This window comes from Pantoea sp. X-Soil-OKNW-556, assembly GCF_059730695.1.
Genome location: NZ_AP035990.1, coordinates 109942 through 124221, shown reverse-complemented (window position 1 = coordinate 124221; position 14280 = coordinate 109942). Strand labels below are relative to the sequence as shown.

Sequence of the window (14280 nt, the reverse complement as noted above, 5' to 3'; positions counted from 1 at the left end):
AGGAGCGATGATGCTGGAACTGATTGTTAAACGGCTGCTGCTGGCCATCCCGACCCTGCTGTTGGTGAGCATGATGGTGTTCGCGCTGCAAAAGCTGCTGCCGGGCGACCCGGTGCTGGCGATGGCCGGTGAGGAGCGCGATCCGGCGGTCATCGCTCAGCTACGCGCCGAATACCATCTCGATGAGCCGATTCCCACGCAATATTTCGCGTGGATCGGCAATGCGCTGAAGGGCGACCTCGGTATGTCACTGCGCACCAAAGAGCCGGTGACCGCATTGATTGCCAGCAAGCTGCCGGTGACGCTGGAGCTGTCGCTACTGGCGATGCTGATTGCGCTGCTGATCGGCATCAGCATGGGGATTATCGCGGCGGTACGTAAAGACAGTTGGGTGGATCACACCACCAATTTTGTCGCGCTCTCGGGGATCTCGGTGCCGCACTTCTGGCTGGGGATTCTGCTGATCCTGTTGTTCTCGGTGCATCTGCAATGGCTGCCGGCGTCCGGTTTTGTGCCGGTGAGCGAAGACATGGCGCAGAACCTGAAAACCCTGCTGCTACCCGCGCTGGTGCTCGGCACTGGCCTTGCCGCCACCCTGATGCGCCATACCCGCGCCTCAATGATTGCGGTGCTGAAAGCCGACTATATCCGTACCGCGCGCGCCAAAGGCCTGCTGGCACCGAAAGTGGTGCTGAAGCACGCCTTTCGCAACGCGTTGATGCCGATCGTCACCCTCACCACCCTGCTGTTTGGCGAGTTGTTGGGTGGCGCGGTGCTGACCGAGCAGGTTTTTACCCTGCCCGGCTTCGGCAAGATGATTGTCGATGCGGTGTTTAACCGCGATTACGCCGTGGTGCAGGGCGTGGTGTTGGTGGTTGCCATCGGCTTTCTACTGCTCAACCTGCTGGCCGATGTGCTGTATCTGTTAATTAACCCGAAAATGCGAGGCTAACCATGAGCGAGGTCTTAACCGCTGGCGCTGTGCCTGCCGTAGCAAAGCCGAATCGCCGGGTGCTGAAGAAGTTTCTGCGTAATAAAAGCGCGCTGATCGGCGCGGTGATTGTGGTGCTGTTTGTCGCGGTGGCGTTGCTGGCCCCCTGGCTGGCCCCCGCCGATCCGATCAAAGCCAACTTTCTCGCGGTGCGCAAAGCGCCCTCGGTGCTGCACTGGTTCGGCACCGACGAACTGGGACGCGATATTTTGTCGCGGCTGATTTGGGGCGCACGTACTTCGCTGCTGGCGGGCTGCATCTCGGTACTGATCGCCATTCTGATTGGCGTCCCGCTTGGACTGATCGCCGGATACTGGCAGGGCTGGTGTGACGGCATTATCTCGCGCTTTATCGAAGCGCTGCTCGCCTGCCCGTTTCTGATTCTGGCGATTGCGCTCGGCGCGTTCCTCGGTCCGAGCCTGTCCAACGCGATGATCGCGATTGGCCTGTCGGCGATGCCGATTTTCGCCCGCCTGACGCGCGGCCAGGTGATCGCCATTCGTCATGAAGAGTATATCGACGGCGCACGCGCCATCGGCCTGCCGGATCGCTGGATCATCCTGCGCTACGTGCTGCCGAATGTGCTGTCGCCGATTCTGGTGCAGGCCACGCTGGCGATTGCTTCGGCAATTATCACCGAAGCCAGCCTGTCGTTTCTCGGTCTGGGCCAGCAACCGCCATCGCCCTCGTGGGGCGCGATGCTGAACACCGCCAAAGGTTATCTGGAACAGGCTCCGTGGATGTCGATCTTCCCCGGTCTGGCCATTTTTCTCACCGTGCAGGGCTTCAACTTGCTGGGTGACGGACTGCGCGACGCGCTCGATCCGCGCAATGACTCACATTAAGGAAAGGTTATGAGTGAACTGGATTTTAACGTTAGCTACGCCTCACACCGTGCCCCGATGATGGGACGCAATGCGGTCGCCACCTCGCAGCCGCTGGCGGCGCAGGCCGGTATCCGTATGTTGCAATTGGGCGGTAACGCCGTAGATGCCGCGGTTGCCACCGCTATGGCGCTGACGGTGCTGGAACCTACCGGTAACGGCATTGGCAGCGATGCCTTTGCCATTATCTGGGACGGCAAAGCGCTGCACGGCCTGAATGCCTCTGGTCGCGCCCCGGCGGCATGGAACCCGGAACGCTTCGCCGGGCAAAAAACTATGCCGGAAATTGGCTGGGAAGCCGTCACCGTTCCGGGCGCAGTCTCGGCCTGGGTCGCGCTGGCGGAACGCTTCGGCACCCTGCCACTCACTACCCTCGCTCAACCGGCGATTGAATACGCGCGCGATGGCTTTCCGGTTTCGCCGCTGATTGGCCAACTGTGGCAGCGCGGCTACAACAAACTGAAAGGTCAACCCGGCTTCAGCGCCTGCTTTGCGCCGGATGGCCGCCCGCCGCGTGCCGGAGAAGTGTTCCGCAATCCGGCACAGGCTGCCACCCTGCAAAAAATTGCTGAAACCCAGGGTGAAGCCTTCTATCGCGGGGAGCTGGCGCAGCAAATGGCCGCCTTCGCTGCCGAGCATGGCGCGGCGCTGACGCTGGAAGACCTCAACCAACATCGTGCAGATTGGGTGACGCTGCTGTCGCAGCCCTTCGCCGGGGGATCGGTGCAGGAACTGCCGCCCAACGGCCAGGGCATCGCCACGCTGATCGCCCTCGGCATTCTGGAGCATTGTGATATTGGTCGTTACACGCCGGACAGCGTGCCGTGGCTGCATCTGTCAATTGAAGCGATGAAGCTGGCGCTGGCTGACCTCGAACGTTACGTCGCCGATGAGGACCATCTGGAGTTCCCGGCTGAGTTGTTGCTGAGCGACGACTACCTGAAGCAGCGTGCCGCCTTGATCGACCCGGAGCGCGCCTCTGATTTTACCTACGGCTCACCACAGCAGAGCGGCACGGTGTATCTCTCCACCGCCGATGCCAGCGGCATGATGGTGTCCTTTATTCAGTCTAACTTTATGGGCTTCGGTTCTGGCGTTGTGGTCCCCGGCACCGGCATCAGCCTGCAAAACCGTGGCGCAGGCTTCTCGCTCGATCCAGAGCACCCCAATGTGGTGGCCGGCGGCAAACGTCCGTTCCATACCATCATTCCGGCATTTGCGCTGGACGGTGACGGCCAGCCGCTGATGTCGTTTGGCGTGATGGGCGGTCCAATGCAGGCGCAGGGCCATTTGCAAATGGCGCTACGCATCATGCTGCATAAACAGAACCCACAGGCGGCAATTGATGCCCCGCGCTGGCGCGTGGTACAGGGGCGCGAAGTGGTGGTTGAAGCCGGGATGGATCGTAATGCGATCGCAGCGCTACGTGGCATGGGCCATCAGATTGTGGTGGAGGACCCGCTTCAGGGCTACAACTTCGGCGGTGCCCAGGCGATTGTGCGCGACCCGCAAGGGTTCTATATCGCTGCCACTGAAAGCCGCAAAGATGGACAAGCATTGGTGTATTGACGCCAGCCAGTGATTCCCCGCGCAATAAATTGCGCCGCTACGTGCACTGAAGCGTCGCGGCGCGATTTATCGCGCAGTTTTTACCTCACCCCGCCGTTGTGTGCACCAGGCCATTGTTCTATCCTTTAGGACCTTTCCCATCGAATTGAAATCTGCCATTAGGTGACTTACAGGAGTTGAATATGGCGTCAGGAATTTCCCGCATCTGGATGCGTAGCGGCATGCTGGTCGTCACGCTGCTCGCAGTGCTGCAACTTACCGCCTGTGGCGACAAAGAGGGCGATCAGCGTAAAGCCTTTACTGATTTTCTCCAGAACACGGTCATGCGCAGCGGCGAGCATCTGCCCAGCCTGAGCGAAAACCAGAAGCAAACGTTCGGCAACTACGCGAGTGATTACGCCATTCTTTATGGTTTCTCGCAGCAGGTGAATCAGGCCGTTGAACAGGGCATGCGTCCGGTGGTCGATGAGTTGGCGGCCATTCGTGTACCGCAGGATTACCTGACGCGTCGTGACACGCTGCGCCAGGCCAGCGGCAATCTGAGCGTGCTGACACAGCAAATTCAGAGCGCCAAAATGCAGGCCGACAGCAGCCATGCTGCGCTGAAACAGCCAGATGACCTGAAAAAAGTGTATGACAGCGTCTATACCAAAGTGGTCACCCAACCGGCCAGCACCCTGATCCCGTTGCTGCCACAGTTGCAGGCGCTGAGCCAGGCGGCGGTACAGACCGGTGATTACCTGCAATCGCAGGGTACACGCGTGACTTTCAATGATGGCGGCGTGCAATTCCCGACCCAGGATCAGGCCACCCAATACAACACGCTGATGAGCACCCTCTCCAGCAATGCCCAGGCTCTGACCCAGGCGCAGAATACTGTTCAAAGCGGTTTTCAGTAATTCTTCAGGCGGGTAATCATGGATTACCCGCTTTTCAGACTTTTGTCACTTCCTTACATTCCGCTTTTCTGATTCTTCCTGCTGCGGCAGAGTGTGATCTGGCGCATTTTCGACCAAATATTGTTTGTGATCCTCATCACATTTATGAAACAAACCCCATAAGTAAAAAAGTGATAAATGTCACATTTAGCCTCCTGATTTGTCTAAATATTCAGCATCGTACTTTTCTTACACGGCATTTTTGTGATCAATATCACCTAATAGCACCCTTCTCACCCCAACTTAGCGTGATCTATATCACACTTTACCCACGCTCTACGCAGCGTCATAAACTAGTGCTAGAGTCCGCCTGCATACAGTAATGCCACGGCCCCCGCCGTAACGTCTTAACAAAAACAAACGCGCTCTCTTATTGCAGCGCGTCTCAATAAGGGGTGGGTTTATGTCCTCATCAGTGAAGGTCAAAGTTCAGAGCTTTGGTCGCTTTCTGAGTAACATGGTGATGCCTAACATCGGTGCGTTTATCGCCTGGGGTATCATCACTGCACTGTTCATTCCAACCGGATGGATTCCAAACGCGACGCTGGCGAAACTCGTTGGCCCGATGATTACCTACCTGCTGCCGCTGTTGATCGGTTTCACCGGTGGTCGTCTGGTGGGTGGCGATCGTGGTGGCGTGGTCGGCGCAATCACCACTATGGGTGTGATTGTCGGTGCGGATATGCCGATGTTCCTCGGCTCCATGATTGCCGGTCCGCTGGGCGGCTGGGCGATCAAACACTTTGACCGTGCCGTTGATGGCAAGATCAAAAGCGGCTTCGAGATGCTGGTGAACAACTTCTCCGCCGGTATCATCGGTATGCTGCTGGCGCTGCTGGCGTTTATCGGTATCGGTCCGTTGGTGGAAGGTCTGTCCCATATTCTCGCCGCAGGCGTAAATCTGATGGTGCAGAATAACCTGCTGCCGTTGACCTCCATCTTTGTTGAACCGGCGAAAATCCTGTTCCTCAACAACGCCATCAACCACGGTATCTTCTCTCCGCTGGGTATCCAGCAGGCGAGCGAAGTGGGCAAATCGATCTTCTTCCTGATCGAAGCCAACCCAGGTCCGGGTATGGGCGTACTGGTGGCGTATATGATTTTTGGTCGCGGTAGCGCCAAACAATCAGCCGGTGGTGCTGCCATCATCCACTTCCTGGGTGGTATCCACGAAATTTACTTCCCGTACGTACTGATGGCACCGCGTCTGCTGCTGGCGGTAATTCTCGGTGGTATGACTGGCGTGTTCACCCTGACCGTACTGCACGGCGGCCTGGTTTCTCCGGCTTCTCCGGGTTCCATCCTGGCAGTGCTGGCGATGACGCCAAAAGGTACTTACTTTGCTAACGTGACCGCGATTATCGCTGCGTTCGCCGTTTCCTTTGTCATCTCTTCAATCCTGCTGAAAACCAGCAAAGTAAAAGATGAAGACGACATCGAAGCCGCCACCAAGCGTATGCAGGACATGAAAGCCCAGTCTAAAGGCCAGAGCGTTGCAGGTGCGCCGGTTGCCGGTGATGCGATGAGCGTTGACCTGAACCACGTACGTAAAATCATCGTGGCTTGTGATGCCGGCATGGGTTCCAGTGCAATGGGTGCAGGCGTACTGCGTAAGAAAGTGCAGGATGCCGGTCTGAGCAACATTTCGGTGACCAACAGCGCCATTAACGCCCTGCCGGGTGATGTGGACCTGGTGATCACCCACCGCGATCTGACCGAGCGTGCGATGCGTCAGGCACCGCAGGCCCAGCATATTTCGCTGAACAACTTCCTCGACAGTGCCTTGTACACCAATTTGACCGAGCGTCTGGTGGCGGCCAATCGTAGCGAAGCCCATCGCGAAACCGTGCAGACCACGCTGGCTGACAGCTTCGATGCCGGTAACGCGCATCTGTTTAAACTGGGTGCAAACAACGTGTTCCTTGGCCTGAGCGCCAGCAACAAAGAGCAGGCGATTCGCTTTGCCGGTGAGCAACTGGTAAAAGGCGGCTACGTGCAGCCGGAATACGTGGATGCGATGCTGGAGCGTGAAAAGCTGACCCCGACTTATCTCGGTGAGTCGATTGCCGTACCGCACGGCACGGTGGAAGCTAAAGATCGCGTGTTGAAAACCGGCGTAGTGTTCTGCCAGTATCCGGCGGGCGTGCAGTTCGGTGAAGAGTCTGACGAAGTGGCTCGCCTGGTGATCGGTATTGCTGCGCGCAATAACGAACACATCCAGGTCATCACCAGCCTGACTAACGCGCTGGACGACGAAAGCGTGATTGAGAAGCTGGCGAACACCACCAACGTGCAAGACGTGCTGGATTTGCTGTCTGGTAGCAAAACCACCGCCTGAACAAATCGTTAATATCCCTGGGGCGGGTATGCCCGTCCCCACTTTCCGGGGCGGACATGCCCGCCCCATCGTCATTTGATATGGGTCAAATTATGAAAGCGTTACATTTTGGAGCAGGTAACATCGGCCGTGGTTTTATCGGTAAGCTGCTGGCTGATGCCGGTATCGAACTGGTATTTGCGGATGTGAATCAGGTGGTTCTTGATGCCCTTAACGCCCGTCATGAGTATCCGGTTCATGTGGTTGGCGAGCAGGCGAAAGTTGAGATTGTCAAAAGCGTCAGCGCGGTGAACAGCACCAGCGACGCTATCGTCACGCTGATTGCTGAGGTTGATATCGTTACCACGGCGGTTGGCCCGCAGATTCTGGAGCGCATCGCCGGTGGCGTTGCCAAAGGTCTGGCCAACCGCCGCGATAACGGTAATGTCCGTCCACTGAACATTATTGCCTGTGAAAACATGGTGCGTGGCACCAGCCAGCTCAAACAACACGTCCTGAAAGCGCTGCCAGAGCAATATCACGCCTGGGTTGAAGCGCACGTCGGCTTTGTTGATTCCGCAGTGGACCGTATCGTGCCGCCGTCAGAAGCAGGCAGCAACGACCCGCTGGAAGTCACCGTTGAAACCTTTAGCGAGTGGATCGTCGATAAAACCCAGTTCAAAGGCGAGTTGCCGAACATCCCAGGCATGGAACTGACCGATAACCTGATGGCGTTTGTCGAGCGTAAGCTGTTTACCCTCAACACCGGCCACGCCATCACCGCCTATCTCGGCCAACTGGCCGGTCACGCCACCATTCGCGATGCCATTCTTGACCAGAAAATCCGTACCGTGGTGCAGGGTGCGATGGAAGAGAGCGGCGCAGTGCTGATCAAACGTTACGGTTTCGAGGCAGATAAACATGCCGCCTATATTCAGAAAATCCTCAGCCGTTTTGAGAACCCGTATCTGAAAGATGACGTGGAGCGCGTGGGTCGTCAGCCGCTGCGTAAGCTGAGCGCGGGCGATCGCCTGATCAAACCGACGCTGGGCACGCTGGAATATCAGTTGCCGCACGCCAACCTGGTGCAGGGCATTGCCGCCGCGATGCATTATCGCAGCGCGCAGGACCCGCAAGCGCAGGAGCTGGAAGCCCTGTTGGCGGAAAAAGGCCCACAGGCCACGCTGGCGCAGATCTCCGGGCTGGATGCCAACAGCGAAGTAGTCACCTCAGTGGTGAGCGCTTACAACGCTATGGCATAATGCGCGCCACTTAGACTCATCACGCCAGACGGCGGTAGCTGAACGATGCAGGCAATAATGGAAGAGAAGCAAGCTTTTGAAAACCGGGTGCTTGAGCGCCTGAACGCCGGTCGTTCGGTGAGAAGCTTCCTGATCGCCGCCGTTGAGCTGTTGACCGAAGCGGTTAACCTGCTGGTTTTGCAGGTTTTCCGTAAGGATGATTACGCCGTCAAATACGCCGTGGAGCCGTTGCTGCTGGGCAACGGCCCGCTCGGCGAGATGTCGGTTCGGCTGAAACTGATCTACGGTCTTGGCGTGATCAATCGCCATGAATATGAAGATTGTGAGCTGTTGCTGGCACTGCGTGAAGAGTTGAACCACGACACCTTTGAGTACCGGTTCACCGACGATGAGATTCTCGGCCCTTTTAGCGAGTTGCACTGCGTCGCCGCCTGGCCGCCAAAACCCGACTTTACCCGTGACGACGACGAACTGCGCGCCATGCAACAACAGCGCTATTTGCAGATGGTACGTTCGACGATGGTACTGTCGCTCACTGAACTGATTTCCCGCATTTCTCACAAGCAGGCATTTAAAAAGCCCGCCGTCTGAGCTAAAACCTTGCGCGATAAATCGCGCCGCTGCATCAAACCCGTATTACGCAACCCGTAACAGTGCGATTTATCACGCCGCCACACCAAACCCGTATTACGCAACCGGTAGCGGCGCGATTTATCGCGCACAGTCAGCGCGGTGCACAGCCGTGCTGATTTGGTGTATCCTTTCCCTGTTTTCCTTAACGAGTTTCCCCGATGAAAGAACAAGAAAAAGCTGAGATCAAACGCCTGAGCGATCAGCTGGATGCCCTGAACCGTAAAGAACCCCAGCTGCTGGAAGCCGGTGATGCCGAAAAACTCGGCGTACTGCTGAAAGAGAAAGAGGCACTGGTGGTGGAGATTGAACGTCTGCGCAATGTGCGTGACGAGAAGCTGAGTAAAGAGGCGCAACAGCTGCAAAAGCTGCCGTTCAGCCGTGAGATCACCAAAAAAGAGCAGGCGAATATGGGTGCGCTGAAGAAAAGCGTGCGCGGCCTGGTGGTGGTACACCCAATGACCGCGCTGGGACGTGAAATGGGTCTGACGGTGATGACCGGCTACGCGAAGCAGCCGTTCTGATTCCTTACGCGGCGTGCGATACGTCGCGTACCTCTGTCACACCCGCCGCCTGTAACACCTGCTGCGCCAGATTATCCAGCAATTCATAACGACGGCGATACTCCGCACGCTTCTTGCTGGCAATCTCATCCAGTGATTTACGCGCCATCTGTAACGGCAACGTAAATACGCCATCCGCCCGCGCTTCTCCGCCTAATGACTGCCAGAATTCACTGTAGCTGGCAAAGAAGTGGTCGCCTTTGCTGTGTCGGTAGCGCAGACTGCGAAATACGTGGGTGGTATCTCCCACCGCGCTAATCGCCTGCACGCCGCATTGTTGCGCCAGAATAAATACCACTTCCATCAACAGACGTTTTGGAAATAAACCCTGGGCAGATTTAGTAGCATCACGAATTACATCATTAGAAATATGTTTTCGTGGCCCCTGCAACCCGCCAATTAATAAGCTTCTTTGTTGGTTCTCATTAAAAATAGAGAAAGACAATGAGGCGATTAATTTCTCTTCATAGCGTAATTCCAGCGTAATCTCGCCTTCACGGTCAAAACGGCCCGGACAGCAGTGAATCACGAATGATTCGTCATTTTTACCTTTAAAGCTGGCCAGCAAATTATCACCCGGACTTTGCAGCAACTGACGCAGGGTGGTATTTTCCAGCGCAGCCATCAGGTGGTAATGGTCAAGAATTGCCTGGGCGCGCTGCGCCACGCTAAAACCAGCCCGCAGATAAGGGCGATGCAGTTTGGCAGGCAGCAAGCCTTGTACCGTCAACATTTGCGGCAGCTGTGGCAGCGCGGCCAGTTGATTCAGGTAACGGTGAGTCGTAACAGGATAAACAAGCGATCTTAAAGCAAATTTAAACCGGAAACTTTTGCTGTGCCACAATTTATTTGGCACAAACTTTCCAGTGACTAACTGAAAAAACAGCGATGTAGACGAATCATTATTCGCCGCAGAAGTGGTTATCATGGACATAATTATTATTTCGTCGAGAAAAACTGACGCGACTATATGCCCCAAATTATCAACGACAGGTTAATAAGTTAGCGGCTGAGGGTTTAGCTGGCGGGAATAGGTGGTTTGTTTAGAAATGGTTTAAAAAAACCGGCGGAACCTGTCCACCGGTTGATGTCATTCAGAATGGCGATGACTTACTTAGCAGAGGCGAAACGCGCAGCAGCTTCGTCCCAGTTCACGACGTTCCAGAATGCTTTGATGTAATCAGGACGTTTGTTCTGATACTTCAGGTAGTAAGCGTGTTCCCACACATCCAGACCAATGATCGGGAAGCCAGAAGCGCCAGAGATCGCTTCGCCCATCAGCGGGCTGTCCTGGTTAGCGGTAGAAACCACAGCCAGTTTGTCACCTTTTTTCACCAGCCACGCCCAGCCAGAGCCAAAACGGGTGGTAGCGGCTTTCTCAAACTCTTCCTGGAATTTTTCAACGCTGCCGAAATCTTTCTCAATTGCAGCTTTCAGTTCACCCTGGAGGGTGGTGCCGATTTTCAGACCTTTCCAGAACAGGCTGTGGTTCGCGTGACCACCGGCGTTGTTACGCAGCGGGCCTTTTTTGTCTGCTGGCAGTTTGTCCAGTTTAGCGATCAGCTCTTCAACCGGAATACCGTCGAATTCTGTACCTTTCAGTGATTCCAGCGCCGCATTGGCGTTGTTCACGTAGGCCTGGTGGTGTTTAGAGTGATGGATTTCCATCGTCTGCTTGTCGAAATGCGGTTCCAGTGCGTCGTAATCGTAAGGCAGGGATGGCAGTGAATAACTCATGTTCTTCCTCTCCATTAGTGTTTGAGCAGCACGACCTCGCTGGCGTGCCGCGTAAGCAGTTGGATCATTATAGTTAAATTCATGATCCGGAAAAGGGTAATCAATGCCTTAGTAATGATAAGGATTTGAGGAATTTGGCGTAGCGGCGCGATCAATCGCACCGCTACAAAGGGGAACTGTTTACCGACCCAACTCGGTCAGCGATTTATCCAGCGCACCGACCAGCCAGTCGATATCACTTTCCTGGAACGCCAACGGCGGACGCAATTTCAATACGTTACCGTACGGGCCAGCCACCGAGGTCAGCACATGGTGATCACGCAGCTTCTCGATTAAATCCAGTGCCAGCGCTTTATCCGGCGTTTTGCTGCTGCGATCGGAGACCAGTTCAAAACCAATAAACAGACCCGCACCTCGCACATCGCCAATCGCCTCGTGCCTTGCCATCAGTTTCGCCAGCTCGGCCTGCAATTTCGCCCCCACCACGCGGCTGTGTTCCTGCAAGCCCTCTTCTTTGATCACCTTGAGCACCGCCTGCGCGGCCGCCATCGCTACCGGGTTGCCACCGAAGGTGTTGAAGTAAGGGATCTCGTCGCTGAACGCTGCCAGCACATCGCTTTTCGCCAGCAGGCCAGAGACCGGAATTCCGTTACCCATCGGCTTGCCGGTGGTGACCACATCCGGTACCACCCCATGACGGGCGAAGCCCCAGAAGGCATCCCCGGTACGAGCAAAGCCCGGCTGCACTTCGTCAGCAATAAAGATACCGCCGTTGGCATGCACCACATCCACCGCTTTTTGCAGGAAGCCCGGTGGGTTCGGCAGTACGCCATCAGAGGAGAAAATTGAGTCGGCGAGGAAACCGGCGAACTTGATACCGTGCGCCTTCATGTCATCGATCTGCTTCTGGATTTCATTGGCAAACCACTCGCCCAGATCCGGCGCATTAACGCGGTAATGATCCGGTGGCGGCACCAGACGCGTCGTCGGTGCCAGCGGCTGACCGGTGCCCAATGCCGGAGAAGCGCCGGACGTCAGGTCGCTGGTGCCGTGGTAAGCCTCCTGCGACACGATAATCCCGGTACCGCCGCTAAAGGCGCGCGCCACGCGAATCGCCAGGTCATTGGCCTCAGAACCGGTACACATATACATCGCACGGTCGATGGCATCCGGTGTGGTCGCCAGCAGTTCTTCGCTGTAATCCAGAATACGTTCGTGCAGATAACGGGTATGGGTGTTCAGCATCTTCATCTGCTGATTCACCGCCTCAATCACCGCCGGATGACAATGACCGATACTCGCCACGTTGTTATACACGTCCAGATATTTGTTACCTGCGGCATCCCACAGATACTGCCCTTCACCGCGCACCAGATGCACCGGCTTACGGTAGAACAGGCGATACGACTCGCCCAGCACTTTGCTGCGTTTATCGGTCAGTTTGCGCGTATCGGCGTCCAGACCGTCGGCGTGCTCAGCACGAAAACTGTTGGTATCCATGATAGTGGAACGTGTAGCCATGATAACTCCCGTTGCGAGGTGAAAGGGGTGCATGCGTAATAACCGTCTGCTGATATCATGCCGGTTTTTACGACAAATGCAACCAAATACACAAATACAACCAAATACACATGACGGAATGATGAAGCTCAGGTAATCTTAGGCCCACGCTGAACTCGCTACAGGGAAATGTCATGTTGCAGGAAACCCGTTTACATCGCATTCGCGCGCTGCTGACGACACATCATCAGGTCAGTACCGAACGCGTCATCAAAGAGCTGGGCATTTCGCGGGAAACGGCGCGGCGAGATATTATCGAGCTGGAAGCGCAGGGTGTGGCACGGCGTGTCCACGGTGGTTTAGTCGCGGTCGACAGCCAGCCGGAAGCGCCGCTACGCGTACGTCGCAGCGCACAGGCGAAGGAGAAACGCGCCATTGCCGTGGCTGCGGCACAACATCTGCAACCCGGCCAGACGTTATTCCTCGATTCTGGCACCACCACCACCCTGCTGGCCGAAGAACTGCGCACCATGTCCGGGCTGACTATCATCACCAACAGCCTGCAAGCCGCGCTGGCGCTCAGCGCATCGGAAGAACATGAGCCGCTGAATAATCAGGTGATTTTGCTGGGCGGCATGATGTCTGCCGGGGCACAACAGACGCGCGGGGAAATAACGGTGGGCGAGATTTATCGCTATCGGGCCGATGTGGCGCTGTTGTCACCGGTGGGCATTGAGGCCAAACACGGAGCCACCAGCTTTCACCCGCATGAAGCCGCGATTGCGCGCGCCATGGTGCAGCAGGCCAGCCGCACCATCCTGCTGGCGGATCACAGCAAACTGGGCGTGGTGAGCCGTACCCAATACGCCCCGATTGCCGGGATTGATCTGCTGATTTGCGATGCGGGTCAGGCGAAACCCGGTGCGCTCAGCGCGCTGCAACAGGCGCTGGCGCAGGTTCAGGTGGTTTAGCGCAACCGCTGGGGGTGGGTATAGATGGTGGCGCGGCCCGGTTTACTGAAACCGACCAGCGTCAGGTTGCTACGTTGCGCCACCTCCACCGCCAACTGCGTTGCCGCCGACACCGCGAACAGAATTTCAACGCCGCACATCGCCGACTTCTGCACCATCTCATAACTGGCGCGACTGGAAACCAGCACCGCGCCCTGCTGCCAGTCGGCCTTGCTGCGATAACCGAGCAGCTTATCCAGCGCCACATGACGCCCCACATCTTCACAGCCGCCGCGCAGCTCACCTTGCGGCGACATCCAGGCAGCAGCGTGAGTGCAGCCGGTCAATTCACCCACCGGCTGGAAGTCGCGCAGACGCGCTAATCCGGCATCGAGATGCTCAAGGGCAAAGGTTTGGGTAAAAGGCAGCGGTGTAATCGGTTTGCCTATTTGATCCAGCTGCTCCACACCACATACGCCACAGCCGGTACGGCCTGCCATCGCCCGGCGTTGTTCCTTCAGCGCCATAAAGCGACGGCTGGAGAGTTCGATTTGCACTTCAATGCCGTTGCAGCCGGGCACCACATCAAGACCAAAAATATCCTGTGGTGTGTCGATGATGCCTTCAGAGAGCGAAAAGCCAAGGGCAAACGCCTCCAGGTCATTGGGCGTCGCCATCATCACCACATGGGAAATGCCGTTGTAGACCAACGCCACCGGAACTTCCTGCGCCAGCCAGTCAGGCTCCGCGTGAGTGATATCACGCCGCTGCCACACCTGCGCCTGACGCGCGCCTGAGATCTCACTCACATTAGCCTGATCTTTCTGTGTCACTTTGTTCGCCTCGCACAACAACCTTACAAAAGCAGTGGTAATATTTAGCCGCTATACTCGCTTTTTTAGTTGGGTCATTTTGAACCCTTAGCCAGTGCACCGCAAA

General features: G+C 56.4%; 13 protein-coding genes. 9 read left to right on the top strand and 4 right to left on the bottom strand.

Annotated elements, in window-relative coordinates; all coding sequences use genetic code 11:
- Nucleotides 1-10 precede the first annotated feature (10 nt).
- The 8 genes from AC6I8T_RS00570 to AC6I8T_RS00535 all read left to right on the top strand — a co-directional run bounded on the left by AC6I8T_RS00570 (nt 11) and on the right by AC6I8T_RS00535 (nt 9115).
- Complete coding sequence (locus tag AC6I8T_RS00570) at nt 11-952, top strand: ABC transporter permease (protein ID WP_497834275.1); 942 nt, start codon at nt 11-13, stop codon at nt 950-952.
- 2 nt (nt 953-954) lie between these two features.
- A complete protein-coding gene (locus tag AC6I8T_RS00565; protein WP_021183728.1) occupies nt 955-1836 on the top strand; it encodes an ABC transporter permease in 882 nt (293 codons plus the stop codon).
- Between the two features lie 9 nt (nt 1837-1845).
- A complete protein-coding gene (locus tag AC6I8T_RS00560; protein WP_208724508.1) occupies nt 1846-3444 on the top strand; it encodes a gamma-glutamyltransferase family protein in 1599 nt (532 codons plus the stop codon).
- Between the two features lie 182 nt (nt 3445-3626).
- The gene (locus AC6I8T_RS00555; protein ID WP_021183726.1) at nt 3627-4343 is read left to right on the top strand and encodes a DUF3053 domain-containing protein; all 717 of its coding nucleotides are present in this window, start codon (nt 3627-3629) and stop codon (nt 4341-4343) included.
- Between the two features lie 442 nt (nt 4344-4785).
- The gene (locus tag AC6I8T_RS00550; RefSeq protein ID WP_021183725.1) at nt 4786-6720 is read left to right on the top strand and encodes a PTS mannitol transporter subunit IICBA; all 1935 of its coding nucleotides are present in this window, start codon (nt 4786-4788) and stop codon (nt 6718-6720) included.
- 92 nt (nt 6721-6812) lie between these two features.
- Nucleotides 6813-7961, top strand: coding sequence for a mannitol-1-phosphate 5-dehydrogenase (mtlD, locus tag AC6I8T_RS00545; protein WP_208724507.1), 1149 nt, complete (start codon nt 6813-6815; stop codon nt 7959-7961).
- A gap of 45 nt (nt 7962-8006) precedes the next feature.
- On the top strand, nt 8007-8552 hold the full coding sequence (mtlR, locus tag AC6I8T_RS00540) for a mannitol operon repressor MtlR (RefSeq protein ID WP_021183723.1): 546 nt from the start codon (nt 8007-8009) through the stop codon (nt 8550-8552).
- Between the two features lie 200 nt (nt 8553-8752).
- Complete coding sequence (locus tag AC6I8T_RS00535; RefSeq protein ID WP_021183722.1) at nt 8753-9115, top strand: YibL family ribosome-associated protein; 363 nt, start codon at nt 8753-8755, stop codon at nt 9113-9115.
- A 4-nt stretch (nt 9116-9119) separates the two neighbouring features.
- Here AC6I8T_RS00535 and AC6I8T_RS00530 read toward each other — a convergent pair whose 3' ends face one another.
- From AC6I8T_RS00530 to AC6I8T_RS00520, 3 genes are all read right to left on the bottom strand, one after another.
- Complete coding sequence (locus tag AC6I8T_RS00530; protein WP_021183721.1) at nt 9120-10088, bottom strand: VirK/YbjX family protein; 969 nt, start codon at nt 10086-10088, stop codon at nt 9120-9122.
- A 176-nt stretch (nt 10089-10264) separates the two neighbouring features.
- Entirely contained in the window at nt 10265-10891 is a 627-nt protein-coding gene (gene sodA / locus AC6I8T_RS00525) for a superoxide dismutase [Mn] (protein ID WP_021183720.1), read from the bottom strand.
- 180 nt (nt 10892-11071) lie between these two features.
- Entirely contained in the window at nt 11072-12412 is a 1341-nt protein-coding gene (locus AC6I8T_RS00520; protein ID WP_021183719.1) for an aspartate aminotransferase family protein, read from the bottom strand.
- Between the two features lie 173 nt (nt 12413-12585).
- Between AC6I8T_RS00520 and AC6I8T_RS00515 the strand changes: the two genes are divergently transcribed.
- Nucleotides 12586-13362 (top strand): DeoR/GlpR family DNA-binding transcription regulator, encoded by a 777-nt coding sequence (locus AC6I8T_RS00515; protein WP_208724505.1) that lies wholly within the window; start codon nt 12586-12588, stop codon nt 13360-13362.
- Here AC6I8T_RS00515 and fdhD read toward each other — a convergent pair.
- Entirely contained in the window at nt 13359-14174 is an 816-nt protein-coding gene (fdhD, locus tag AC6I8T_RS00510) for a formate dehydrogenase accessory sulfurtransferase FdhD (protein ID WP_208724504.1), read from the bottom strand. The two genes, AC6I8T_RS00515 and fdhD, sit on opposite strands and share 4 nt — an antisense overlap.
- Nucleotides 14175-14280: the final 106 nt, after the last annotated feature.